Below are 25,857 nucleotides of genomic sequence, written 5' to 3' on the forward strand. Positions count from 1 at the left end.
AGCCGTACCTTTGTGTCTTAATCGAATGCACAAAATTACTTAATTTAAACGGAAAATGTTTACGGGAATAATTGAAACTTTGGGCCTTGTCAACAAACTCGAAAAGGATGGGAGCAACCTTCACATCACCATAAAATCAGAACTGGTCAATGAGTTACAAATCGACCAGAGCGTCGCCCACAATGGAGTTTGTCTAACTGTAGTTTCACTCGGCAAAGATACCTACACCGTCACCGCCATTGAGGAAACTTTGCTAAAAACCAATTTGCACAAGCTTCAAGTTGGTGACAAGGTCAATCTGGAGCTGGCCATGGTTCTGGGCTCACGTCTGGACGGACATATTGTGCAGGGTCATGTGGACCAAACCGGCATCTGTACGGCTAGTGAGAAAAAAGATGGCAGTCATATCTTTACCTTTGAATATAATGCCGCGCAAAACAACATAACCATTGAAAAGGGCTCAATTACCATAGATGGGGTAAGCTTAACAGTGGTTAATTCTAAACACAATAGCTTTAGCGTGGCCATTATTCCCTATACTTACGAACACACAAGGTTTAACTCGTATAACATAGGTACAGAAGTGAATTTAGAATTTGATGTTATCGGTAAGTATGTCGCCAAAATGATGGAAAAGAGAAATTTATAGCGTTTTCTTGAGTAAGGTGCTTTCTTGAGTACGCCTATTCTTGCCCGATATAGAATATGCGTATCCCGTTAAATCTATTTAAAGGCCTTTTTCATGTTCTCCTTACTTCTTGAATTTACGCTATCTTTACTTTTAAACTCCTGTTCTGCTAGTTCATATATCAGGGTATGCCATGAATTTATTTTTGAGTTTTACCCAGGCGGTCTGTTGTAATGCAAAAGCCATAAGACAGCCTAGCTCAGTGGTGCTTGCTGGGAAGTAGGAAAATTAAAATTTAAACTCTAGCAACACTTCGAAATCTGTATATTCCAAGACTTTTTCATGGGTTGCTTCCAATACAATATTTGGAGCCATGCCCGCTTCTTCGGCCTCTAGCCAGCGCAAAACGCACAAACACCATCTATCTCCTGCTTTTAGTCCTGGAAAATGCCATTCGGGTATCGGGGTAGAAAGATCATTGCCTTTTGACTTGGAGAATTTCAAAAATTCATCGGTCATGACAGCACAAACGATATGGGTGCCTACATCCTCATCGCTTATTTGGCAGAACCCGTCACGATAAAAACCAGTGAGGGGGGCAAAACAGCAAGACTGTAATTCGGTACCTAAAACGTTTTTTGGTATTTCTTCCATAGTTGGATTTAATTTTACCAATACTAAAAAATCAAAGGCGTATGCATATATCGAACATCGTCTAATATCAAACCTTGATGAAAATCTTCTTTTTGTAAAGTATATATGCCAGTATCAAATAAAAGGCAACCACTGTTAAGGCGTATAACAGTGAAGAAAGTTGCATTGACACCTGGTCGTGTACATAAATGGTCTGGAAAAGCCAACCGTGCATCGATATGCCATCATTCACTTTTATTTGACCCAAAACTTTTCCTATAAAGCTTGACAAAAAGTAAAGTATAATAGCGTTGGCCCCTGCATAACGAAAAATACTTCCAAAACTCATACCCCTAACATCCGTAAGGTAATAAATGAGCGCCAAACCCAAATTGGCCCATCCGGCTGTCACAAGAACAAAACTGCTTGTCCAGAGTGCTTTATTTATAGGAAAGATTAAGTCCCATAAATGTCCAACAATCAACATCGAGCCTCCAATACCCATTAAAATGGTGGCTTTTTTAGGTTGTTTTGACATCAATATCAATCCCGTAAAAATACCTAATAACGAACTCACAATTGCGGGAACTGTACTTAACAAACCTTCTGGGTCATAATCGTCTTTATAACTATGCGTACCGAATACCTGTACGTCCAAATAATTTGCCAAGTTGTTTGGTGCCCGTTCAAAAGTCGACTCCATGCCATTTACGGGTATATACCCCATTAACAACCAATATCCTATCAAAAGAAAAACTGAAATACCTATTAAAGCTTTCCAGTTAAAATTGAGAAAAAGAACAGCGGCAAAGAAAAAAACCACCCCGATACGCTGTAATACCCCAGGAAAACGAATATCAGAAAAATCTTTTACAAAGGGAAAATAAATAGTAAATGCCCCTAGAAAAAGCCCTAGACCGATCAATTTCAAGCTACGAATGACAATTTTCTTATAGGTGCCGGCATTAACAGCCTTGTTTCTGTACGCAAAGGCTATCGAAGTACCTACGATAAACAAAAAGAAAGGAAATACAAGATCGGTAGGCGTGTATCCGTGCCAAGGGGCGTGCAAGAATGGGGCATAAACACTTGACCAAGTACCTGGTGTATTCACCAGAATCATCAAAACAATGGTCATGCCCCTAAAAATGTCTACAGCTAATATGCGATCCTTCATATGACTGAACCTGACTACAGAATATGATCTTTCATTCGGTTCCATGCCTTTATCAAGAGAACGCCTGAAATAACGGCGACTACCGTCAAGACCATGGCTTGAGTCGTACGGCCATAGATCCAATATCCAGTGGCAAACATGATGGAATAAATAAGCACACAACCAAGGAGCATCGCCGTAATACCGGAGGGCACGCTCCATTTTTCCTTAGTATTAATGATTTCGACATTATCCGCTGCCGCTTCCTTGACCACCTTAGACCAACCCGGACCGCCTGGTTGTATTTTTTTGTAGAAACCTCGAAGTACACCTTTCGATTCGGGTTGGGTCATAAACGTAGCAGCCATCCAAATGGCCGTAGTAATCAATACAATAAAGAGATATTCTGCCCAATCGGGGAATACACCTGTTTCAGCAGCAAATAAATATGGCCCGAGGGGAGTTAACTTAAAAATAATAGATATAATACCAGATGCAAACATAGCCGTGATTTCACTCCAGGCGTTGATGCGCCACCAAAACCATCGAAGAATAAAAATCAATCCGGTACCTGCACCAAAAGCCAATAAAACATCGAATAATTGCAGCGCATTCTGTAAAGCCAACGCCAAACCAGCACTTAAAACCATCAATACAACGGTGGAAATTCTACCCACAGCAACCAATTCTTTCTCGGTGGCAGTCGGTTTAACCTGCTGTTTGTAAAAATCAAATACGATATAGGAAGACCCCCAGTTCAATTGGGTAGAAATAGTACTCATGTAGGCCGCAATCAAAGAGGCCAACACCAATCCTAGAAGTCCGCTGGGCAGCTTGGTCAACATCGCCGAATAAGCCAAATCATGTCCCAATTTACTTTCCGCCACATTGGGAAATGCCTCGTGTATACTTGCGATATCGGGATACACTACCAAAGAGGCCAACGCTACCAAAATCCATGGCCAAGGTCGCAAAGCATAATGCATAATATTGAAAAAGAAGGTGGCACCAATGGCGTGGTTTTCATCCTTCGCAGCAAGCATCCTTTGGGCAATATAACCGCCACCGCCTGGCTCAGCACCTGGGTACCAAGAACTCCACCATTGAACGGCTAAGGGAATAATGAACAAGGTTATCAAAGCTTTTTTATTACTGAAATCAGGAAGAATATCAAGTTTACTAGTTACATTCTCATTCTCCATCAACGCCTGTATACCTCCAACTTCTGGAATGTTGACCAAATAATAGGCAGCCCCGATAGCACCGCCCATGGCAACAAAGAACAACAGGAAATCGGTATAAACCACTCCTTTAAATCCACCCAAAGCGCTAAATGTAACTGTAATCAACCCAGCGCTGATCACCGTTTGCCAAGGTTCAAGCCCCAGCATAATACCTCCTATTTTTATCGCGGCCAAAGTAACCGCCGACATGGTAATAACGTTGAAGATAACCCCTAAATATACCGCTCTGAATTTTCTTAAAAACTCCGCAGGCTTCCCGCCATATCGCATTTCATAAAACTCCAAATCTGTATTTACATTCGATTTACGCCATAACTTGGCATATACAAAAACCGTTAATAATCCTGTAATCAAAAAGGCCCACCACACCCAGTTGCCAGAAACACCATTTGTACGCACGATATCAGTAACTAAATTTGGGGTGTCGGTAGAAAAGGTGGTCGCCACCATAGAAAGCCCTAAAAGCCACCAAGGCATTGTTCTACCGGATAGAAAAAATTCGGAAGAGTTTTTTCCCGATTTTTTGGAAACATAAACACCTATTCCTAGAACAAGTGAAAAGAAAACGATAATAAAACTATAATCAAGCGTACTTAACTCCATAAAATGCTTTTTGGTTGATCGATAAAGATAAAATATTTTAAGATACATTTGCCCTTTGATTACTAAACATCAATTTTGATATTATCAACTTTATCTAACATCTCGATCATGTCATGGGGCATGGCGATAGCCGCAGCAATGGTTATCGGACTTTCAAAAGCAGGCATTAAAGGGATAGCTATTATCAACGTTACCTTGATGGCGTTGGCCTTTGGTGCGAAAGAATCTACAGGGCTTGTAGTACCCCTACTGGTAGCTGCAGACATTTTTGCCGTTATTTATTATAATAGGCATGCCCAGTGGCATTATATTATTCGCTTTTTACCTTGGATTCTCGCAGGTATCGTTATAGGTGTACTCATTGGAAACGATCTCGATGAAAGTACCTTTAAAATAAGTATGGCCGTCATCATAGTCATCAGTGTTGTGATGATGTACTGGTGGGACAGGCGAAAATCAAAATCAGTGCCCACCCATTGGGCCTTTGCCGGAGTTGTTGGCATAATTGCAGGAATTACGACGATGATCGGAAATTTGGCCGGAGCTTTTAGCAATATTTATTTTTTGGCAATGCGCGTACCGAAAAACGAGTTTATCGGCACTGCCGCTTGGCTCTTTTTGATCATTAATATCTTTAAGCTACCTTTTCACATATGGGTATGGAAAACCATTACGCCAGAAACACTATTGATTGACCTAAAACTGCTTCCGGGTATTCTAATTGGGGTTTTTCTAGGGGTTCGCTTGGTAAAAATCATCAAAGAAGACTTTTACAGAAAAATGATTTTGGTCTTGACCGCAGTGGGAGCCGTCTTAATACTATTCCGATAGAAGACGAAAAATATATCCCATTTATTCTTAGCTTTATGATTGTCTCCCCCGTCTAACGAACAATCATATGAAAATATATTTAAAAAGCCCTTGGCTTTTGTTCCTGCTTTTCTTAATCGTTTTGCCTTCCTGCCAATCGAAACAAAATAAGCAGGATGAAATTGCTACTAAGGTTTTACCTCAACTTGAAGAAGAGCTCAATGCCCTGGTAAAGGTCTGGTATCCAAAAACCATTGATAGTATTAACGGTGGATTTTGGTCTGATTTCAATTATAAATGGGAAAAAGAAGGAAAACAGAACAAAATGCTCGTTAGCCAAGCGCGCCATATCTGGACGACTTCTATATTGACCAACTATTATAAGGATGCACACTATCAAAAAATTGCAGCGCACGGATACGAATTTTTAAAAAACCATATGTGGGATACCATCAATGGTGGCTTTAATACTCTTTTGGGTATCGACACCGGTACGCTAAAGGTTCTTTCAACTGGCAAAAGTACCTATGGCAACGCCTTCGCCATCTACGGCCTTGCTACTTATTATTCCATTTCTAAAGACCAATCGGCCCTTGATCTTGCAAAAAAAACCTTCTATTGGTTGGAAGAACATGCCCATGACAAGACTCATAAAGGATATTTTGATGTTTTGAATCAAGATGGATCATTATTACTGGATGTTTCTGAAAATGATAACGATTACGCTAATTTTATTCGAAAAGACTGGAAAGACCAAAACTCATCAATTCATCTTTTAGAGTGTTTAACAGCCCTCTATCAAGTTTGGCCTGACAAGCTGGTCAAAGAACGTCTGGAGGAATTATTACTATTAATACGTGATACCATCACCACGGAAAAAGGATATCTCACGCTTCATCTTGAACGAGATTGGAGTCCTGTTTCGCTAAAAGATTCATCTGAAACCTATAGAAAACAAAATTTCGGGCTAGACCACGTCTCATTTGGTCATGACGTGGAAACCGCTTTTCTTATGCTGGAAGCGTCCCATGCGCTGGGACTTAAAAATGACAGCGTAACCCTTAGCAAAGCGAAAAAAATGGTCGATCACGCTTTGACCAATGGTTGGGATACTGAAAAAGGAGGTTTTTACGATGGCGGATACTATCATGAACCTGATGTTTGTACGATAGAAAACAAGGCAAAAATATGGTGGACAGAGGCTGAGGGCTTGAATTCTCTCCTACTAATGTCAAAGCTATTCCCTAAAGAAAAACATTACGCTGAACTTTTTAAAAAACAATGGGACTATATAAATACCTATATGATTGATCATCAATATAAAGGTTGGTACGGAGAGGGTTTAGATTCGAACCCTGAAGCGAAATACGATGTGAAAGCACAAATCTGGAAAGTTAATTATCACAATATACGCTCTCTAATCAATGTAATAGAAATGCTTCGTGGAGATTTTGTGCTCACCAAGAACCTTCACTGATTAAAGCTATTGTAGATTCCACTATTTTAAAAAGTTTAAATATGGCACTACTATTTGTTTATTTCACTTCGGGAAAATCCGAAAACGGCAGACTTCCATTTGTTGGTGAAAGCCCAAGTTTGAGGTTTAAGTATAAACCATCACCATTGTCTTCATAAGCAACCCGCTCTCCTGTTTACATGTGAAGCTACTTAGGGTTTCTTCACCTATTTCCTAATCTTTAATAATTGAACGGACGACGAAAGCCTCTGACTAAAATGTTATAGATTCTTTCTGTAATGGCGTTAACCTTTGAAATTAGATCGTATAAAGGAGATATGAACTCTAAAATCTATATCATGAAAAAATTAAAATTTACTCTAATTACACTGGCTTTTATACTAGTTTCTTGCGACAAATACAGTGATTATCCCTTTATAAAAGATAGTGAATCGACACCCTTTAAACTTGTTGATGTCTCCAAAGGTTCTTTGGAAGTTTCACTTTCGCCAACCTTACAATGGGAAAAAGCCTTTGATTGTGGTTTTTGCGAAATAACCTATGAAATTTATCTGGGTACAGAGAAACATCCAAGAGTTCCCGTGGCAAGCGAAGTAATCAAAAACCAATATAGAATCCAAACCGCATTATCGCCAAATCTCGAATACAATTGGTGGGTGTTGGCAAGGGATAGCCAAGGAAACATAAAAATTAGCGAACTTGGGTCTTTCACGACTAGATCGTTGCATTATAATTCGGTAACTTCCGATGCTGCTTTTTCAAAAAGAGCCAATCATACCTCCATTGCTTTCGATAATAAGCTCTGGGTAGTTTCGGGGTATGAAGGCCACTATTACGAAACTGATGTATGGTATAGCAGTAATGGTGCTAGCTGGTCGGCCGCTACAACATCGACGCCTTTTTACGGGCGGTCAGGGCATGCCACGGTAGTATTTGATAATAAAATGTGGGTTATTGGCGGGTACATTGGCGGTGAAAACAGTAACGATATTTGGTATAGTGATGATGGGATAAATTGGATCCGAGCAACAGACCCTCCGTTTTCAAAACGTGTCAATCATACCGCGGCAGTATATGATAATAAGATATGGGTTATTGGTGGTCATGGAAATTCGGCTGTTGGGGGAGAACTCAACGATGTATGGTATACTACAGACGGAATTTCTTGGGTCGAAGCTACAGCAGGTGCATCGTTTGAGCCCAGAGCAGGTCACACAACAGTCGTACATGATGATAAACTTTGGGTCATTGGAGGCAGAAAATCAGGGACGGGAAGTAATGGTTTGATGAACGATGTGTGGTTCTCTTCAGATGGAGTCTACTGGTCAACGGCTTCGCCATCAGCCGCTTTTTCTAAACGACAAGAGCATACCACTGTAGTGTATGATAATAAAATTTGGGTAATCGGTGGGAAGTCGGCAACAGCCACCGAAAATGATATCTGGTCAAGTCCTGATGGCAATATTTGGTCTAGAGCAACTTCTTCTGCTCCTTTCTCAACCAGACAAAGTCATACTTCTGTCGTTTTTAATTCAAAAATATGGATCATTGGGGGACAGCAAAGCAATGCCATATTGGACAGGGTAAATGATGTTTGGACTATAGAATAATATCGTATACGCATTGCCAAAGAAAGGCATGGCATGACCTCTATTTAAAAACCAAAGGGTATATTAAAAATACTCTTTGGTTTTTTTAATACTGATTATCAGCAAAAAGACGTATCCAATGTTTTAGCAAATTTCATACTATGATGCAAAGATGGAACCAATGGGCCAACCTTTTAACAAAGAAAATAAGGCTATTTCTTTTTCATTCTTTTTTATCCGTATTTTTAGGTGATAATCACGTATACAGTAACACGAAATTAAGGGGTTACCAAATTTGCCTAGAGTAGCGCTGTTCCAGTTTTATTCTTTCTAAGAACATCAAAATTTCTAATGAAAAACTACCTTTTTATACTTGCCCTTCTTTTAATAGCCTGTAAAGGAAAAGGTCAAACAAGGGAAGCCATCAATGCCCAAGATGAACAAAAGAAAGGTTTGACCAAGGAACAATCGGACCTGATATTCGAAAAGGTTAAAATGTTTCCGAATCAAACGCAAATAGCAATAGCAATTGTTAGTGATGGGGAAGCCAAATATTTTGGGGTAAAGCGGGAAAACGATTCTATTCTGACCATCGAAAATCATAAAAAAGTATTCGAAATTGGCTCGATAACAAAAGTATTTACCGCGACCCTTTTGGCTAACTTTGTAGTGAACGGGAAAATTGGCCTTGACGATAATATCAACGATTTTATTGGTTTTAAAATTAAGGATAACATCAAAATCTCATTGAAACAGCTTGCAACGCATACTTCAGGGCTTCCACGGGTACCTGAAAGTTTAAGTTCTCCTTCCCTAAGTTTAGAGAACCCTTATAAAAATTTCGGAGAGCAAGAGTTAAAACGATATCTCACCGAAAAGCTGGTCATGTTGCAAAATCCTGGAGAGAAATCCGAATACTCAAATTTGGGAGCAGGATTGCTTGGTTTTGTTCTCGGTAAAATCGATAATTCTAGCTATGAAGACTTGATTCAGACTAAAATTTTCGAAAAATATAGCATGCTTAGTTCCACTACAATTCGATCCAAAATAAGGGATAAATTGGTTATGGGACTTAATGAAAATGGTAAAGAGGTACCGAACTGGGATATGGGGGTGTTAATGGGCGCTGGCGGAATTTTATCGACCTCCGAGGATTTATCCAAGTTTGCCCTTGCCCATTTTGAGGATAACAATAAAGACCTTGCACTGACTAGAACTCCACATCATAGGGCAACCGATGACTTTGCAACCGGCTTAGCTTGGGGCGTAATAAAGACCGAATCGGGCGCCAAATGGTATTGGCATAATGGCGGAACTGGCGGGTATACCTCTTCAATGATAATGGATACCGAAGAAAAAAATAGTGTTATTGTTCTATCGAATATTACGGCTTTAGGAGCAATGGCCAGTGAGGTGATGAGCTTGTGCCCAGAACTAATGAAGACTCTAAGGTGAAGTGACTTAGAACGAAGTGATTTTAACATCAAAAGCGATTTCATATTCAACTTGTACGTACAAGTTGAATTTCCTACCTTTATCACATTAAAGTTTCTCTAGAACAAGTTTTTTCTTAAACAGATTAAATAATAGAGTATGAAGATTGCCATGCTAGGCTCGGGTTTTATCGCTCGCTTTTACGCCGAATCGCTGCACGCCCAAAGACGTAAAGACCATGTTGTCATGGTCTATTCAAGAAATAAGGAAAATGCCAAACGCTTTGCCTCAGATTACGGATTGCCCCATTACAGCACATCCATGGAAGAAGCCATTGCTCACCCCGATGTAGAAGTAGTCCTGATTTCACTTCCCAATCATTTGCATGAAGCAGCTGTACTTGCCTGTGCAAAGGCTAAAAAACATGTAATATGCACAAAACCCCTAGGAAGAACAGCGGACGAGGCAAAGCGCATGCTTGATGCGGTAGAGCAGGCCGGAATCTTTGGAGGGTATTTGGAAGACCTCTGCTATACGCCCAAATTTTTAAAATCGATGGAGAATGTAAAACGCGGCGATATCGGTCGCGTACTCTGGGCAAAGTCGCGCGAAACGCACCCTGGCCCGCATAGCGATTGGTTTTGGGACAAAGAAAAATCAGGTGGTGGAGCGATTATCGATTTGGGCTGTCACTGCGTGGAAATCAGTCGCAATTTTATCGGGAAGCATATAAAACCCATCGAAGTAATGTGTTGGGCAGATACGCAAGTACACCCAATTGATGCCGAAGACCATGCCATTGGCCTTGTAAAGTACGCCAATGGAGCCATTGGCCAGTTCGAGGTAAGCTGGACATTCAGAGGGGGAATGGACCTCCGCGACGAGGTTATGGGTACCGAAGGCACCATCTGGGTCAATAGTTTTTTGCGTACCGGTTTTGAAATGTTCACTACGGGAAAAGGCAGTGATGGCTATGTAGCCGAAAAGGCGGAATCGAGCACAGGCTGGTTGTTTCCTGTTGGCGATGAAGCCCATGAACTTGGCTACCCTCATATGTTTACCGATATGTTCAGCGCCATTGAGGAAAATCGAGACCCCTTGGAAACTTTTTATGATGGATATGTGGTCAATGCCATCTTGGATGCAGCTTTTAAATCTGCAGAAACCAAAACCTGGGAGCCCGTTATTTTAGAAGATTGGCGGGGTGATGACCCCCAAGACAACCAAAAACAATGGGATTCCTATGATGAGGATCATTATTTAATCAAAAAGGAAATTTTACCCAACGGGGATAGTACGCTCATCCTAAAGCATAAAAAATCTGGGGAAGTTTCCCAAAAGATAACAAAGGCAGAATAAAAGAATTACAATGGACATTTGCGGAAAATGCAATTTCTGCACTTCGTACGTCCAAGGAGACCTTCCTTGCGAACTTAAAGACTATGGATTTTAAAAACACTTCGTATATCATCATGGGCGGAACCACCGGAATGGGGCTCGCTGCAGCCATCGCTCTTAAAAAACAAGGTGCCAATGTACTCGTGGTGGGAAGAAATCTCGAAAGCTGTAAAAAATCCGAGGAAATTCTGGGTTCTAATAGTATTTCCCTGAGTGGAGACGCCACCGACCCGGAAACTGCCAAGAAGGCCATTCAAATGGCGCATAATAAATTTGGCACTATCACAGGATTGTTTCACGTAGCGGGAGGAAGCGGTCGAAAATGGGGCGACGGCGCATTGGATAAAATGACATTGGATGGCTGGAACAAGACCATGGAACTCAACCTTACTTCCATGATGCTTTCGAACCAAGCGATCATCAATTATTTTTTGAAACAAAATAAAGAAGGGGTCATTTTAAATATGGGATCCGTATTGGGCTATTCCCCTTCACCAAAATATTTTGTGACCCATGCCTATGCGGCGGCCAAATCTGCCATAATCGGTTTTTCAAAATCCATTGCCTCCTATTATGCTGAGCACAACATCCGTATAAATGTAATCGCGCCAAGTTTGTTTATTACGCCGATGGCCAAGCGGGCCGCCGAAGATGAAGAAATCCTTTCCTTTTTAAAGACCAAACAACCTTTGGATGGGGGTCGCCCCGGGGCATCGGAAGATATCAATAGTGCCGTGCTCATGTTTTTGCACCCCGATTCCAAATTCATCACAGGCCAAGTTTTAGCAGTGGACGGCGGATGGACGTTGAGCGAAGGGCAATATCAATAATCGCAAAATGAAAAAGCATTATTTGGGGATTGACATCGGGGGCACAAAAATAAAGACGGTCATTCTAGATGATAAGGGAACGGTCTTGGAACGCAATGAAGTGTTAACGGAAGACACTTCCAAGGGAAAAGAGCTTTGGAAGAAAAAAATGATTGCGCTAATTGAAGCGAAGTCGGAACAATACGCCAAATCAAACCCTGAAGCTTTAAAATGCGGTATTTCGGCACCCGGTCTTGTAGATGCAGAAAACAAAATGACCTTGCATATGCCCAAAAGGCTACAGGGCATCGAAAACTTTAATTGGTCGGAGGCGCTCCAAAGAGATATTCGAGTTATTAATGACGGGCATTCGGCCTGTTTGGCGGAATATGAGTCCTTTTATAGTGCCGAGGGTGTTCAAAACCTGTTGATGCTCACCCTAGGTACGGGCGTGGGCGGTGGAATTATTATCGACGGAAAATTATATCAGGGTACCCTGCAACGAGCAGGGCATGTTGGCCATATGACCGTTGATTTTCGAGGCTCCCAGACCATGACCAATATGCCGGGCAGTTTGGAACATGCCATAGGAAATTTTTCGGTTTCCGAGCGAACGGGCGGACGGTTCAAAAGCGTTCGCGAATTGGTCGATGCCTACGAAAACCAAAATCCAGAAGCCAAAACTTGGTGGCTGGAATCTGTTCAAAAATTAGCGGTGGCCTTGGCTTCACTGACAAATATTCTTTCTCCCGAACTGATTATTTTGGGAGGAGGTATTACAGCCGGGGCAGGCAATTCTCTTATGGATCCCTTGAAAGAATTCATGTCCGATTACGAATGGTGCCCAGGAGGTTATCAAATAAAAATTAAAAAAGCAAAACTAGGAGGATACGCCGGGGCCATCGGCGCGGCATTCTTCGCCAAAAACAAGTCACACTAAAATGAGCTTAACGCAGCAGTATTTATCAAAGGGAAAGGATATTATTTCTACCATAGAAAAACAGGAGGCAACTATTCAGGAAGTTGCGAAACTATTCGCCAAATCAATCCTAAGCGGTCGTATGGTACACCTTTTCGGGTCGGGTCACAGCCGTATGATGGTCGAAGAAATGTGGCCACGTTACGGATCGTTTCCCGGTTTTAACCCGATTGTAGAACTATCGCTTTCTTTTCATAATTTGGTGGTTGGCGCCAACGGACAACGGCAGGCAATGTTCTTGGAAAACGTACCCGGACTTGCCAATCGTATCCTTAGAAATTTTGATACGAGTCCGCAAGACACGGCGCTTATTATCTCCTCTAGTGGCTGTAACGTAGTGCCTATCGAAATGGCCGAGGAATTTCAAAAACGTAATGTGAAAGTAGTGGCACTTGTCAGTAGTTTACACCTGGAAGGAAGCACCTCTAAAAAAGCCGACGGTAAAAAGCTCATTGATTTTGCCGACTATGTTTTGGATACCGGAGCCCCCTTGGGCGATGCCATGCTTTATATCGACGGACTCGATTCTCCTGTGGCCCCGGGTTCGACCTTGGGCGGGGTTTTAATTATTAATTCCATAAAAGCGGAAGTGGCCAATATTCTCCATAAGAATGGAAAATCACCGAAAGTCTTGAGCAGCGGCAAAATTGTTGGGGAACAACGTGCCGTTGATTTGTTTGAATCGGCCTACGACGAACATGCACATTTAATGGCAAAGCTCTATGAAAATGTTGGTCCGAAAATAAACATTGATGACCTTTAGTTCTGCCATAGCAAAAACGTACCAGACCGATATCCTGATCATAGGTAGTGGCAGTGCGGGTTCCACGGCAGCGATTGCCGCATCCCAAGGAAAACACAAAGTAACGCTTGTAGAACGCTACGGATTTCCCGGCGGCACCTCAACGCAGATGTTGGACACTTTTTATGGGTTTTTTACGCCTTCAGAAAGCCCTAAGAAAATAGTCGGGGGAATTCCGGATCGAATAGTCAATGAGCTCAATAAATCTGGGGATATTTTTCTTCGGCCGAACACTTATGGGGCAGGAACCGGGGTGAATTACAACCCTGAAAAGTTGAAACAGGTCTGGGACAAATTATTGCTTCAAAGTGGCGTCGAGCTGTTTTATCATTCAACGTTGGTCGGTGTGGAAAGTGTCGGCGAAACTTCCAATTGTATATTTTTCAATAAAGGCGTGGGGTTTTTCTCGATTGTGGCAAAACGCATCATCGATGCATCCGGTGATGCCGATTATTGCCATTGGGCGGATATCCCCTATGAAAAGGCCGGTGAAAAAGATGCAGTCCAGAGTATGACTACAACCTTTCGAATGTCGAACGTTGAACATAAGGAATACGATGCGGCCGGAGGAAAAAAAATGTTAAAAGAAAAAATGACCCAAGCCTACGAAAAAGGTTCGCATCCATTGCCAAGAAAAGAAGGTTCGGCCCACGAAATGTGCCAACCAAAATGCATCTCTACGGTCGCTGTAAAAGTCGTAGATCTCGACCCCTTGGATGTTGAGGATATTACAAAGGCAGAAATCGAAGGGCGCCGACAAGCCTTTATATTTGAAAATTTCTTTCGAGCGGAAGTACCAGGCTACCAAAATGCAAAAATCATTGGGCTCTCACATCAAATTGGGGTTCGCGAAACCCGTAGAGTATTCGGGGAATATCGATTGAGCAGAGAAGATTGTATGTCTGCCAAGACTTTTGACAATCAAATATTTCTCTGTGGAGCACCCATAGAAGACCATAGAAAAGGGGCCACTGGCGATTCAGAAACTTTTTGGGAATATGTTCCGAATGGAGGTGTCTATGGGGTTCCTTATGGTACCATTATTCCCAAAGAAAGTACGAACACCTGGGTCGTGGGGCGTTGTTTTTCGGCTACCCATGATGCCCATGCCTCTTGCCGCTCCATGGCACAGACGATGAGCATGGGCCAAGCGGCCGGGGTGGCTGCGGTACTATCGTTGGATACGGATATGGACGCAAAAAATATCAACATTAAAAAATTACAGGATTCCCTTATTCGTCTGGGTGTCATTTTAGAATTGCCCAATAAGCTTGCGGATATTTCCCGCAACGGATGGACAAACAATTAAAAACTATGTCCCAAGAATTTTTTAGAACCGTTTTAGGCGACAAACCAACCTCCGAAATGGGCCTTACCTATTCACACGAGCATATCATCATTGATGAAAGCTATGTAACGGCCAAACACCCCGAGTTTTTATTGAACGATGTAAATAAGATTTCCGAAGAACTCACGAATTTCTATAATGCCGGAGGTAGAACAGTTGTCGATACCATGCCTGCCAATAGCGGCAGAAACGTTTTGAAATCCACAGAGGTAAGCCAACGTAGTGGTGTGAACATTATCGTGCCAACAGGTATTCATTTGGAGATTTATTATCCGGAAAACCATTGGCGATATAGTAGCTCCGAAGACGAATTGACACGTTTGTTTATTGCCGATATCGAAGAAGGAATAGATGAATTTGATTATTCGGGCACCTTTGTAAAAAGAACCCGACATAAAGCAGGACTTATTAAATTGGCCACGGGGGATGGTCCTTTTACCCAACATCAAGAATTGATCTTCAGGGCTGTGGTCAATGCGCATCTAGAAACAGGTGCCCCCATTTTGACCCACACGAATTTTGGCAAACAGGCACTCGAACAAGCCCGCCTTTTTAAAAAGCTGGGCGCAAAACTCGAACATGTAGTGCTATCCCATGTTGATAGGGCAAAAGATGTTGATTACAATCGCGATGTATTGGACGAAGGTGTTCGTATAGAATATGACAGTATATTTCGTTGGAAAAAAGACGGGCCTAATTATTCGTTGCAATTGTTGGAGCAACTGCTGCCCGATTACCCGGACCAAATCGTTTTGGGTATGGACATGGCCAAAAACGCCTACTGGAAAAGCTATGGAGGCAACCCGGGATTGAATTATTTGATTAAAACGATTCCCGATTTTCTAAAATCAAAAGAATTGGAAGAATACTATCAAAAGTTGTTTTATGAGAATCCGAAGAAGCTGTATTCTTTTTTTAAGCCATCAGGGGGTCATAGGAAATAGCTGTTCCGAATAGGATAGTCCGTGGTATTGCAATACAGGTCTCCGTAAAGATTTAGACCCGGTTTGCTCGTTCGAAAACGTACCGATATATGCAAAATTGGACTTCCCTCCTGTATTTCGAGGTTTTTGGCTACCTCTTTACTTGCCGGAATCGATTTCAATTCTTGCTCCGCACCCATAACCTCTATCAAATGCTTTTGGCTGAGTGTTTTGAAAAAGGAACCCGCTATAAAAGCATCCGAATCGATTAGCGGCAATTCATTGTTAGCATACCAATTATTTTCCAAAACTACCGGTCGATCATTGATATACCGAACTCTTTGAAAATAGACACAGTTTGATTTTTTTTCTTCTTCCGTTAGTGCAAATGCGATAATTGGATCCCAATCGGTGACTTTTGGTCCATCAGTAACAACAGTCTTTACCTCATGGTCAGTAGCTCCCGAAAAACCTTTGACCGTCAGAAGCCCCAAAGATTTTCGTCGTTCCAAAACTTTGCTTCCCTTGCCCTGTTCCTTCTCAATAAACCCTTCCTTCAACAATTCGTCCAAAGCTTTTCTAACCGTGGTCCTGGTAGTACTAAATTGACCGCAAATTTCATTTTCCGAAGGCAGGTAGCTACCGACAGGATACTTTCCCGTTTGTATACGTTTTCTGATATAGTCTTGAATCGTATGGTATTTTCTGTTTTTAATTTTTCCTGATTTCACGGCCACTAAGTTAGACATTGGTACCCAAATTAGGAATTGAAATGTATGAATTATAACTTGTACATACAAGTTGTTTTGGTTACATTAGCCTATAGGTAATATCCAGAAAATTTTGGATAACCTAAATTCTCGCATGGGTGGAATGCACTTAAAACTAATTTATGAGCAAAATTCCGATCAGAACAACCGTCATAGGGAGCTATCCTTTTCCAGGATGGCTTGAATTCGCATCACAAAATCTCGATAAATTCGGGGCCGCCGATATTGAGGAAGCCATCGAAGATGCCGTTATTGCCGCTATACACGATCAAACGACCGCGGGCCTTGATGTTATCACTGATGGCGAACAGACACGCCTAGATTTTAATTTATCCTTTTACGGGTTTATCAACGGCATTGAAAATAATGCTTCAGATACCAGAAAGTTTGGCCCTGCCGCACACGATCAGCGGGGGAAAAACAATATTGTCGGTGATTTGACCGCTCCCAATGGCCTTGGTGCCGTAAAGGAATTCGAACGTCTTAAAAAGTTGGCTCCGGTCGGTCCTGTACTCAAGGCTAGCATTCCCGGACCGTATACATTATCAGGCAGGTTATTGCCCAACGACAACTACAAAGATCGTTATGAGATTACCGAAGCTTTACTGCCCATCATTAGCCATGAACTTGAGGCCTTGGTGGCAGCTGGTTGTACCGAAATTACCGTTGATGAACCTTCAATGAGCTGTTATGCCTATAAGGCCGACACCAAACGCTTTGTCGATATTTTTAATCGTACCGTAAAATCCATTAAGGGAAAATGCAACCTCAGCACGCACCTTTGCTTCGGAAACTTTAAGGGAAGACCGGTGGGATATCGCAGTATAAAGCCAATGCTTCCCGATTTTTTAGATATGGATGTAGATGAGATTCATGTTGAAATGGCAAATCGCGAATTTGCGGAAATCGAACTCTTGGCCCCTTTTGCCGAAAAAATGAACGTTGCCGTCGGAATCATTGATGTTAAAAACTATTATATCGAAACGGTAGCCGATGTGGTCGAACGTATTAACCGCTGTCTGAAATATGTGCCAGCGGAAAAGCTTTCCGTAGCCCCCGACTGCGGGCTTAGTCAAACGGCCCGTTGGGCTTCACGACAAAAACTTATTAATATGGTCGCAGGGGCCAAAAAAGTAAGGGAGTCGTTATGAAAAATTTGATTCCCGCAATGAAAAAGGATGAAGCCCTTATTGAAGAAATGGATTCGTTTCTTCATCAAAAAGAAGGCTTTCGACTTTGGTGGCTGGGCCAAAGCGGTTACCTTCTGCAATGGAAGGGTAAACGGGTGCTAATCGACCCCTACCTCTCTGATTCACTGACCAAAAAATATGCGGAAACTGAAAAACCACATATTCGCATGAGTGAATTGGTGGTACGACCTGAACTGTTGCGGAATATTTCCGTAGTCACCTCAAGCCACAACCATACCGATCATTTAGATGCTGAAACCTTGGTTCCGATTCTAAAGAATAACCCCGACATCAAATTTATCATTCCAGAGGCAAATCGCAGTTTCGTTGCCGACAGGGTAAAATGCGACAGCGCATTCCCGATAGGTATGAACGATGGTAAATCGATTTCCATTGACGGCTTTACTTTTAATGGTATTCCCGCAAAACATAATGAAGTGGCCAGAGATGAAAATGGCAATTGCAAGTTTATGGGTTTTGTCATTCAATTTGGTAAATATGCCATATATCACAGTGGAGACACCTTGTGGTTCGAAGAAATGATCGGGATATTGAACCCTTTTAATATCGACGTGGCGATACTGCCCATTAACGGCAACAAACCGGAACGTAAAGTTGCAGGAAATTTAAATTGTAACGAAGCTGTTGCATTGGGCAAGTCTATCGGCGCAAAATACATCATCCCTTGCCACTACGATATGTTCAGTTTTAATACAGCAGATGTTAATGATTTTATTTTGGAAACCGAAGAAAAAGCTCAGGCCTATAAAGTATTAAAGGGAGGCGAGTGTTTTTCTGCTTAGATTTTTTTGCAAACAACTTTCAGTAAAACCCAATGATTTTACAATCAAGCAAACGCAACAACCAAAACTATCCCGGACAGGCACAACCAAAACTACAAATTGACCGATCATGAAAGTTCAAGAGCGCCAGAAATTAAAAAGCCTTAAACAGTATATAACTTTGGTCGCTTTAACCGCCGTCCTTTTAATCAGCGTTGTTTCCTGTGTTGACAAAAGATTGTCGGACTACAGTGTTCCCCAACTCGATTTTAAAACTACGGAAAACAATGGATTTATTGTTCCCAAGGGGTGGGAAGTTACCCTTTGGGCAGAATCGCCAGCGCTTTACAATCCGACCAATATGGATGTCGATGCCAAAGGAAGAATTTGGGTCACTGAAGCGGTCAATTATCGTGATTTTAATAATGATCCCGAAAAGCGCCTACATTTCGAAAAAGGAGATCGTGTGATGATTTTGGAAGATTCCGACGGGGATGGAATTAGTGATTCATCAAAAGTATTTGTACAAGACAAAGACTTGGTGGCACCCATGGGCATAGCCGTTCTCGGCAATAAGGTCTTTGTTTCCTGTGCCCCTTCGCTCATAGTCTATACCGATGAAAATGGTGATGATGTACCGGATAAGAAAGAAGTTTTTTTAAAGGGTTTTGGAGGTTTTGATCATGATCATAGTCTTCATTCCCTCATTGCCGGACCCGATGGCCGATATTACTTTAATACGGGTAACGCAGGCCCACATGAAGTAACCGACAAGGCCGGTTGGAAACTTCGCTCCGGTAGCGTCTATACAGGCGGAACACCCTACAACGATAAGAACGAGCCGGCACAACTCAGTGACGATGGGCGCATATGGGTCGGAGGCCTAGCCCTACGGGTCGAAAAAGATGGCACGGGCCTCACCGTTGTGGGTCATAATTTTAGAAACTCCTATGAAGTGGCTTTGGATTCGTATGGCAATATGTGGCAAAACGACAACGACGACCAAGTGGAAACCTGTCGTGTAACATGGCTTATGGAAGGAGGCAATGCAGGCTATTTTAACGTTGATGGTAAGCGTACATGGCAAGCAGATAAAAAACCTGGTCAAGATATTTTTACGGCTCATTGGCATCAAGATGATCCCGGAGTAATACCGGCCGGGGATAATACGGGTGCCGGATCCCCAACTGGGGTCGTTGTATATGAAGGGGATGCTTTTGGTCCGGAATATCGCGGTATGGTCTTAAGCGCCGATGCCGGCCGAAATGTCATTTTTGCCTATCAACCTTCAAAGAATGGTGCGGGCTTCGAACTTAAAAGAAGAGACTTGATTACTTCGATGCAGGAGTCGACCGAAGGTTATATTTGGAACGAAATTGACGGTGATAAACGAAAATGGTTTCGCCCTAGCGATGTAGCAGTGGGCACAGATGGCGCCATTTATATTTCAGATTGGTATGATCCCGTCGTAGGCGGGCATCAAATGAAGGATTCTGTTGGCTATGGCCGTATTTACCGCCTTACCCCCAAAGGATCGGAACTGAAAAACCCGAAAATAGCCCTTTCCTCAACTGAAGGGCAAATTGCGGCTTTATTAAATCCAGCAATCAATGTGCGGAATTTAGGTTTTGAAAAGTTGAGAAGTCAAGGGGAAAAGGTCGTTCCCCAAGTAGCCCAAATTCTAGAATCAGAAAATCCTTTACATAAGGCCCGGGCAATTTGGCTTTTATCACAACTGGGACCTCAAGGATTAGAAGTCGTTGAAAACATTTTAAAGAGAGAAGCCGACCCAAGGTTGAGAGTCGTTGCTTACAGGGCACTCAAGACTAACGATGCCATTTTAAAATATGCTGCTATAGGAGCGGACGATTCCGCTGCAGAAGTTCGAAGAGAAGTTGCACTATCGCTCAGGGATGTTGAATGGGATAAAAGTGGAAAGCTGATTAAAAAATTATTTCAGGGCTATGACGGAAAAGACCCCTGGTATCTTGAGGCTTTGGGAATGGCTATGGAAGGAAAAGAAGAAATGGCCTATGCCGAATTGCTTTCCGAACAACCTGAAAACCCTGTGGATTGGCCCGAAGCATTTACTTCATTGATTTGGAGGTTGCACCCTAAATCAGCAATTGTTGCTCTGCAGGAAAGAGCAATGTCCAAAACTTTAAACGAACACCAAAGAAGAAAAGCAGTTGATGCCTTAGCCTTTATCAATGAAAGGGATGCAGTGGCTGCCATGATAGCGATAAGCAAGGAAAGTAATCAAACCGCCATAAAAGAATTAGCTGATTGGTGGGTCGACTTTCGAATGACCAACGATTGGTATGCCCTTTGGGATTGGAATTCACAGGAGGGAGAAACTTTCGAAATTCCGGAAAAAATAGCCGTTCAGCAAAAAATTCTCGTTGATGGTTCTAAACCCCTTAACGAAAGGATTAAAGCAGGCAACCAAATGGCAGGCTCATTGATTGGAGGACGTCTCTTAATAAACCTGGCCGCCGATAACAAACTGTCAGAAGCACTATTAAAAGGTATTTCCGAAGCAATTTTCAAAAATCCGGAATTGGAAATACGTACTTTGGCGAGCGAATATTTCACAAAACCCAGTAAAAAGCCGCTTTCCATTCCAAGGATCCTAGCTATGAACGGAGATAGCAGCATAGGTGAGAATGTCTTTACTTCCAAATGTACAGCATGCCATAAAAATGGAACCAACGGCAACGATATTGGGCCTGATTTATCTTCCATTGGTGAAAAGTTCGATAAAGCGGCGCTACTGGATGCGATCATCAATCCGAATGCATCCATTGTGTTTGGCTATGAACCCATGATGATTAAAACAAAAAGCGGACAGGCATTTTATGGCTTTCTGCTTTCAGAAGGAGAAACCACGGTACTAAAGGACATGACGGGAAAACAAATCGTAATTGCCCCCGACGATATTGAGCATAAAGAGGTAATGAAAACAGGAATCATGCCCAATGCAGCGGCCTTAGGTTTAAAAGAACAAGATTTGGCAAACTTATCCAGCTTTCTCTTGACATTAAAAAACAGCAGTCTATAATATTATAGGCAATTCATTGAAAATGGGGAAATAATGAACGAAAAATTAACCAGAAGGGAGGTCTTGAAATCATCAATCGGATTAGTAGGACTGAGCTGTTTGGGGGCTTATGAGGTCTTTGCATCTAGTTCTTTAAACCGATTTAAGGTCGGAGCATGTGACTGGTCAATAAAACAACTCGCCAAGGTCGACGCCATCGAAGTGGGGCAAAAAATAGGTCTTGATGGGGTACAGATCAGTTTGGGAACCCTGAACAATAACATGCACTTAAGGCAAAAGAAAATACAGCAACAATACAAAGACGCCTGTGAAAAATTTGGCATGTCTATCGGTGGTATTGCCATTGGAGAAATGAACAATATTCCCTATAAGTCGGATCCAAGGGCCGAGCAATGGGTTTTCGATAGCATCGATGTTGCCGAAATCATGGGAGTAAAAGTAGTTTTGCTCGCATTCTTTTCCAATGGTGATTTAAAAAATGACCCGGGCGGCACAAAAGAAACTATTCGCAGACTCGAAAAAGTAGCCCCAAAAGCGGAGGACCGTGGTATTACGTTGGGTATTGAATCTTGGTTAAGTGCCGAAGAGCATATGGAAATTCTAGATGCTGTTAATTCCCCAAACGTCAAGGTCTATTATGACGTTGCCAATTCCAATAAAATGGGATATAATATTTATGATGAAATCCGTTGGCTGGGCAGAGAAAACATTTGCGAATTCCATGCAAAAGAGAACGGATACCTTCTGGGTAAAGGTTTAATCGATTTTCAAGAAGTTCGTAAAGCAATCGATGATATCGGATACGACGGTTGGGTACAAATTGAGGGTGCCGTCCCCGAAAACACCGATATGTTCGAGAGCTATCTCTTAAACAACGTGTATCTCCGATCTGTTTTAAAAGATTAGGACATAAATAGTGGGCTTTGAGGGGTATTTTGAAACCTAACCAAGTCATTGATCTTTAGAAAAGCCCAGTCCCTTTTTCCGGTCTGGAATGAATTCATTTTCAATAATGCAGTAGTTATTCAAAAGACAGTATTGGTTCTAAAGTTAACACTTAAACCCACCTTGGCCTTTTAGATTACAAGTTTCAAAGCTCATCTATTCCGTTAATGAGAGTTTCAATTGGTCTATTGCCATTACTAATGACAACAAATTGAAATTCTTGACCAATACCAAAATTGCCATTTAATTGAAAAAATGTTACACACTACTAGAGGAATTGTCCCCTGTTTAGACAAGAGCAAAAAACTAAGTACAAGAAAAAAATTAAAAAATGTACTCCGATGTTTCATCTCCACAATGTTATAGTCATTTCCTTATATTTATAATGATTTTGACCCTATTTCATAGAATTGATGTTGAAATAATCGGCATAAACTATCTCACAATGACAGAAATAAAAGATTTAGCGGAAAAACATAGGATGGTTTCCGATATGTTTAAGCTTCCTAAGTCGAAAGAAGCATGGGAGCCTTATCGATTGACCGATGAACAAGTCGCTCATTTTCATGAAGAGGGCTACGTTTCAGGTATAAAAATGTTGAACGAGGCTCAAATAACGGTATTGCGGAACGATCTTGAGGAGATTTTGGATCCAAAACATCAGGCACACGAGCTATTTTATGAATTCCACAGTAACGAATCGACGGATCTGGATTCGGTGCTGTTCCATTCACTCGGGCATTGGCGCATTACCGAAGGCTTTCATGACGTACTATGGAACCCTGCTTTCGTTATGGCCGCGCATCAATTATTGGACAGCAAACCGGTTCGCTTTTGGCATGATCAGTTATTCTGCAAACCTGCCAAACACGGAGGAGTGGTGGCCTGGCACCAAGATTACTCGTATTGGACACGAACCATTGCCATGCAGCACCTGACCTGTTGGACAGGCCTTGACGATGCAACGGTCGAAAACGGATGTCTTCACTACATTCCCAAAAGCCATAAATGGGGATTGCTCGATGCCCCGGAACTTGCGGGGGACATGAATGGAATAATGGCCTATTTAACCGAGGAGCAAAAGGCAGCGTTTAAGCCTGTACCCATTGAATTGAAAAAGGGGTATGCCACTTTTCACCATCCATTAATGGTGCATGGGTCCTATAAAAACGAATCCAATAGAAGTAGAAGAGCCTTTGTGCTCAATGTTTTTGCAGACGGTACTATTAGCAACACAGATGATGAGCTGTTGGCCGGTGTCCCCCCGATTCCAAAAGGAAACAAAATGGAGGGTAAATTTTTTCCACTACTCTTTGATGCTGAAATTTAGTTCATTGAGTTTCAATATATATGATGAGATCCAGTCCTAATATGTTTGTGTTTCTCGCCTGCTAGTAAAAAAGGGGTAGGTCTACAGTGTTGTCAGTCGTCTCAAGCAATTGTCTGTTGTACTCTTAAATCGTGCAAGAATAAATAGTCTTTTTCTATTCTTGACTTACTCTATTTAACAAGATATCAAGTTTAGGGCGTGTTAGTTTAAATTAACCTTGAAAAACGTGAAGAGAAAAAGGAAATTGAACGCTGTGGCCTTTCCCTTTTTGTAGCCTTGCGCAAAAATCACGCATTAATTATACATTACATCTTCTCAATGGAAGCCTGGCATGGGCAAATTAAGATCGGCATTTTCCAAAATTAAAATCCAATCCTGACCTCTTCCCGAGGTAGGTGGCTTATAGGTCTGAATCCCATCGGTGTCCGAGGTGCTTAGGTGATGGGAAACACCATATCTGGGATCGAACCAAATGGCTTTTTTATTGGCACCTGAAATCATGGCTTTATCTAAGGTAAACGGCATCCCACTAGGGGAATAAATCATGGCAAAAGACGCATCTGATGCCATTACGGCCCTAATGGGAACTCCCGATTCTTCCATACTATTTTTGATAATTTCCGGATTAGGTTTCAATTTAGAAAAGGAACGTGCCTCAAAAAGGGTTCGCAGATGTTTCATTTGAAAGGCCCCTGGATGGTCCAGGGCATCATACCACGGTATATTTGCTTTAATGATAGGACTTCGATCCGGAGCGTACATCTGCCAAATATTATTGTTGCCATAAGTATGTCCGCAGGCTCCACCGAATAAAGACCAATAAGCGGCCTGCCTCACGTCATAATCGTCAAAGCGATCTCTAGGGTCAGTTCCTTTAAAATAAAACCCTACTTGTATACCTTCGTATCTAGGTTCTCCGTCCAAGGTCGGCTTTGTGGGTTCCAGATGATAGTCGTGCTCGGAATAAAGCCCATTGTCGTGCCCATGTTGGCCATGCGAGGATTGAAACATGTTAAAGTCCAACCATTCGGCATCATGAAAATAATCAGATGACATACCAGGGCCCCTTGGATGAAAAGTAATAAGTTGTTGGCCATTACATCCCTGTTTTATCCCCTTTGCCATGGCTTCCACAATTTTCCGATCGTTGTTCGTTCGAATATTGCGATCCCCACCTAAAATCCATATAATAGGCTTATCCTTGTACCTTTTTCCCAAAAACCGCCCAAATTCCTCTGCATTTTCGGGCGTAAAAATAATCTCCTTTTCGTGTAAGGAGCTCCAATAATTACCCCATGTTGGAAGTATGCCCATTGTAAGCCCCAAAGAACTGGCCTTATCCACTATAACGTCTACATGTTTAAAATAGGCCTCGTTCGGTTTTTTAGGGTCTTTATTGAATAGCGGCAAATCCCCATTGGCGTTGGGGACATTTAGACCTTCCAATTCCGATAATATAACTGACTGAACAACAGTAAAACCCTTATCGGCCCGGTTTTTAAGATAATGATCGGCCTCTTTACTATCCAGTCTATGGAACATCTCCCAAGCGGTATCCCCAAGGTAGAAAAAGGGAGTGCCATTTTCCTTTTCAATGTATCTTCCATTTTCACTTATTCGAAGAGACTGTGCTAAAATCGATGGGAAATGTAATAGCACAAATAACAAACTAAAACAAAATAGTAGTTTTTTCATAGAATGGTGTTTATCTGTTTAAAAATACCTAGTAATAACCATATTTAGGCTTTCTCTAAATAGAACTGGTCAGTGTTTAAAATATCATCAAAGAGGTGCTATCTCTATAATAAACCAGACGAATTTCAATCCAGGAATTTGTTTTGTCTATGTTATTTCCGCGTACAGTTGGGCCATCATGCCCATGCCCATTTGGGCGATGACCCTATAGTCGCCCTGTTGCAACGCCACCCCGCCCCGGTTGTCCTGGG

21 protein-coding genes are annotated in these 25,857 nt (G+C 42.0%); 16 read left to right on the top strand and 5 right to left on the bottom strand.

All coding sequences use genetic code 11. The features are described from left to right. Positions 1-55 precede the first annotated feature (55 nt). Positions 56-649 (top strand): riboflavin synthase, encoded by a 594-nt coding sequence (locus AACZ88_RS06845; protein ID WP_339708129.1) that lies wholly within the window; start codon positions 56-58, stop codon positions 647-649. Between the two features lie 267 nt (positions 650-916). On the opposite strand, the gene AACZ88_RS06850 is transcribed toward AACZ88_RS06845, so the two are convergent. From AACZ88_RS06850 to AACZ88_RS06860, 3 genes are all read right to left on the bottom strand, one after another. Further along, positions 917-1,282: a DUF2237 domain-containing protein gene (locus AACZ88_RS06850; protein WP_339708132.1), complete on the bottom strand. Its 366-nt coding sequence runs from the start codon at positions 1,280-1,282 to the stop codon at positions 917-919. Positions 1,283-1,349: 67 nt separating this feature from the next. Then, the gene (locus AACZ88_RS06855) at positions 1,350-2,438 is read right to left on the bottom strand and encodes a heparan-alpha-glucosaminide N-acetyltransferase (protein WP_339708135.1); all 1,089 of its coding nucleotides are present in this window, start codon (positions 2,436-2,438) and stop codon (positions 1,350-1,352) included. Positions 2,439-2,452: 14 nt separating this feature from the next. Further along, complete coding sequence (locus tag AACZ88_RS06860; protein ID WP_339708138.1) at positions 2,453-4,264, bottom strand: sodium:solute symporter family protein; 1,812 nt, start codon at positions 4,262-4,264, stop codon at positions 2,453-2,455. A 75-nt stretch (positions 4,265-4,339) separates the two neighbouring features. On the opposite strand from AACZ88_RS06860, the gene AACZ88_RS06865 reads away from it, so the two are divergent. The 10 genes from AACZ88_RS06865 to AACZ88_RS06910 all read left to right on the top strand — a co-directional run bounded on the left by AACZ88_RS06865 (position 4,340) and on the right by AACZ88_RS06910 (position 15,854). Next, entirely contained in the window at positions 4,340-5,095 is a 756-nt protein-coding gene (locus AACZ88_RS06865) for a sulfite exporter TauE/SafE family protein (protein ID WP_339708141.1), read from the top strand. A gap of 67 nt (positions 5,096-5,162) precedes the next feature. Further along, a complete protein-coding gene (locus AACZ88_RS06870; RefSeq protein ID WP_339708144.1) occupies positions 5,163-6,551 on the top strand; it encodes an AGE family epimerase/isomerase in 1,389 nt (462 codons plus the stop codon). Between the two features lie 338 nt (positions 6,552-6,889). Beyond that, a complete protein-coding gene (locus AACZ88_RS06875) occupies positions 6,890-8,161 on the top strand; it encodes a kelch repeat-containing protein (RefSeq protein WP_339708147.1) in 1,272 nt (423 codons plus the stop codon). A gap of 330 nt (positions 8,162-8,491) precedes the next feature. After that, positions 8,492-9,595, top strand: a complete 1,104-nt coding sequence (locus tag AACZ88_RS06880) for a serine hydrolase domain-containing protein (protein WP_339708150.1) — start codon at positions 8,492-8,494, stop codon at positions 9,593-9,595. Positions 9,596-9,733: 138 nt separating this feature from the next. After that, positions 9,734-10,933, top strand: coding sequence for a Gfo/Idh/MocA family oxidoreductase (locus AACZ88_RS06885; protein WP_339708153.1), 1,200 nt, complete (start codon positions 9,734-9,736; stop codon positions 10,931-10,933). Positions 10,934-11,016: 83 nt separating this feature from the next. Then, on the top strand, positions 11,017-11,802 hold the full coding sequence (locus AACZ88_RS06890) for an SDR family oxidoreductase (protein WP_339708156.1): 786 nt from the start codon (positions 11,017-11,019) through the stop codon (positions 11,800-11,802). 7 nt (positions 11,803-11,809) lie between these two features. Then, positions 11,810-12,721, top strand: a complete 912-nt coding sequence (locus AACZ88_RS06895) for an ROK family protein (RefSeq protein WP_339708158.1) — start codon at positions 11,810-11,812, stop codon at positions 12,719-12,721. Between the two features lies 1 nt (position 12,722). After that, the gene (locus AACZ88_RS06900) at positions 12,723-13,523 is read left to right on the top strand and encodes an SIS domain-containing protein (RefSeq protein ID WP_339708160.1); all 801 of its coding nucleotides are present in this window, start codon (positions 12,723-12,725) and stop codon (positions 13,521-13,523) included. After that, on the top strand, positions 13,513-14,871 hold the full coding sequence (locus AACZ88_RS06905) for an FAD-dependent oxidoreductase (RefSeq protein ID WP_339708162.1): 1,359 nt from the start codon (positions 13,513-13,515) through the stop codon (positions 14,869-14,871). Before AACZ88_RS06900 ends, AACZ88_RS06905 begins: the two co-directional genes overlap by 11 nt. Positions 14,872-14,876: 5 nt before the next feature. Further along, positions 14,877-15,854, top strand: coding sequence for a hypothetical protein (locus AACZ88_RS06910; RefSeq protein WP_339708164.1), 978 nt, complete (start codon positions 14,877-14,879; stop codon positions 15,852-15,854). Here AACZ88_RS06910 and AACZ88_RS06915 read toward each other — a convergent pair. Beyond that, positions 15,842-16,582: a GntR family transcriptional regulator gene (locus AACZ88_RS06915; RefSeq protein WP_339708166.1), complete on the bottom strand. Its 741-nt coding sequence runs from the start codon at positions 16,580-16,582 to the stop codon at positions 15,842-15,844. The two genes, AACZ88_RS06910 and AACZ88_RS06915, sit on opposite strands and share 13 nt — an antisense overlap. Before the next feature lie 143 nt (positions 16,583-16,725). Here AACZ88_RS06915 and AACZ88_RS06920 point away from each other — a divergent pair, with 143 nt between their 5' ends. The 5 genes from AACZ88_RS06920 (at position 16,726) to AACZ88_RS06940 (ending at position 23,911) form a co-directional block, all read left to right on the top strand. Next, the gene (locus tag AACZ88_RS06920; protein WP_339708168.1) at positions 16,726-17,754 is read left to right on the top strand and encodes a cobalamin-independent methionine synthase II family protein; all 1,029 of its coding nucleotides are present in this window, start codon (positions 16,726-16,728) and stop codon (positions 17,752-17,754) included. Continuing rightward, a complete protein-coding gene (locus AACZ88_RS06925) occupies positions 17,751-18,596 on the top strand; it encodes an MBL fold metallo-hydrolase (protein WP_339708171.1) in 846 nt (281 codons plus the stop codon). Before AACZ88_RS06920 ends, AACZ88_RS06925 begins: the two co-directional genes overlap by 4 nt. A 109-nt stretch (positions 18,597-18,705) precedes the next feature. Further along, complete coding sequence (locus AACZ88_RS06930; protein WP_339708174.1) at positions 18,706-21,636, top strand: PVC-type heme-binding CxxCH protein; 2,931 nt, start codon at positions 18,706-18,708, stop codon at positions 21,634-21,636. 33 nt (positions 21,637-21,669) lie between these two features. After that, positions 21,670-22,542, top strand: coding sequence for a sugar phosphate isomerase/epimerase family protein (locus AACZ88_RS06935; protein WP_339708177.1), 873 nt, complete (start codon positions 21,670-21,672; stop codon positions 22,540-22,542). 484 nt (positions 22,543-23,026) lie between these two features. Further along, positions 23,027-23,911, top strand: a complete 885-nt coding sequence (locus AACZ88_RS06940) for a phytanoyl-CoA dioxygenase family protein (RefSeq protein ID WP_339708180.1) — start codon at positions 23,027-23,029, stop codon at positions 23,909-23,911. 315 nt (positions 23,912-24,226) lie between these two features. On the opposite strand, the gene AACZ88_RS06945 is transcribed toward AACZ88_RS06940, so the two are convergent. After that, a complete protein-coding gene (locus tag AACZ88_RS06945) occupies positions 24,227-25,606 on the bottom strand; it encodes a glycoside hydrolase family 140 protein (protein ID WP_339708183.1) in 1,380 nt (459 codons plus the stop codon). Between the last annotated feature and the right edge of the window lie 251 nt (positions 25,607-25,857).

Source organism: uncultured Kriegella sp. (assembly GCF_963975415.1).
In the GTDB taxonomy this organism is placed as follows: Bacteria; Bacteroidota; Bacteroidia; order Flavobacteriales; family Flavobacteriaceae; genus Kriegella.

Bases quoted from the DNA above. Each gene is read 5' to 3' on its own strand.
- AACZ88_RS06895 (WP_339708158.1), top strand. From the start codon at position 11,810: ATGAAAAAGCATTATTTGGGGATTGACATCGGGGGCACAAAAATAAAG.
- AACZ88_RS06860 (WP_339708138.1), bottom strand. From the start codon at position 4,264: ATGGAGTTAAGTACGCTTGATTATAGTTTTATTATCGTTTTCTTTTCA.
- AACZ88_RS06870 (WP_339708144.1), top strand. From the start codon at position 5,163: ATGAAAATATATTTAAAAAGCCCTTGGCTTTTGTTCCTGCTTTTCTTA.
- AACZ88_RS06910 (WP_339708164.1), top strand. From the start codon at position 14,877: ATGTCCCAAGAATTTTTTAGAACCGTTTTAGGCGACAAACCAACCTCC.
- AACZ88_RS06940 (WP_339708180.1), top strand. From the start codon at position 23,027: ATGACAGAAATAAAAGATTTAGCGGAAAAACATAGGATGGTTTCCGAT.
- AACZ88_RS06885 (WP_339708153.1), top strand. From the start codon at position 9,734: ATGAAGATTGCCATGCTAGGCTCGGGTTTTATCGCTCGCTTTTACGCC.
- AACZ88_RS06945 (WP_339708183.1), bottom strand. From the start codon at position 25,606: ATGAAAAAACTACTATTTTGTTTTAGTTTGTTATTTGTGCTATTACAT.
- AACZ88_RS06855 (WP_339708135.1), bottom strand. From the start codon at position 2,438: ATGAAGGATCGCATATTAGCTGTAGACATTTTTAGGGGCATGACCATT.
- AACZ88_RS06845 (WP_339708129.1), top strand. From the start codon at position 56: ATGTTTACGGGAATAATTGAAACTTTGGGCCTTGTCAACAAACTCGAA.
- AACZ88_RS06875 (WP_339708147.1), top strand. From the start codon at position 6,890: ATGAAAAAATTAAAATTTACTCTAATTACACTGGCTTTTATACTAGTT.
- AACZ88_RS06935 (WP_339708177.1), top strand. From the start codon at position 21,670: ATGAACGAAAAATTAACCAGAAGGGAGGTCTTGAAATCATCAATCGGA.
- AACZ88_RS06930 (WP_339708174.1), top strand. From the start codon at position 18,706: ATGAAAGTTCAAGAGCGCCAGAAATTAAAAAGCCTTAAACAGTATATA.
- AACZ88_RS06915 (WP_339708166.1), bottom strand. From the start codon at position 16,582: ATGTCTAACTTAGTGGCCGTGAAATCAGGAAAAATTAAAAACAGAAAA.
- AACZ88_RS06900 (WP_339708160.1), top strand. From the start codon at position 12,723: ATGAGCTTAACGCAGCAGTATTTATCAAAGGGAAAGGATATTATTTCT.
- AACZ88_RS06905 (WP_339708162.1), top strand. From the start codon at position 13,513: ATGACCTTTAGTTCTGCCATAGCAAAAACGTACCAGACCGATATCCTG.
- AACZ88_RS06880 (WP_339708150.1), top strand. From the start codon at position 8,492: ATGAAAAACTACCTTTTTATACTTGCCCTTCTTTTAATAGCCTGTAAA.
- AACZ88_RS06925 (WP_339708171.1), top strand. From the start codon at position 17,751: ATGAAAAATTTGATTCCCGCAATGAAAAAGGATGAAGCCCTTATTGAA.
- AACZ88_RS06920 (WP_339708168.1), top strand. From the start codon at position 16,726: ATGAGCAAAATTCCGATCAGAACAACCGTCATAGGGAGCTATCCTTTT.
- AACZ88_RS06890 (WP_339708156.1), top strand. From the start codon at position 11,017: ATGGATTTTAAAAACACTTCGTATATCATCATGGGCGGAACCACCGGA.
- AACZ88_RS06850 (WP_339708132.1), bottom strand. From the start codon at position 1,282: ATGGAAGAAATACCAAAAAACGTTTTAGGTACCGAATTACAGTCTTGC.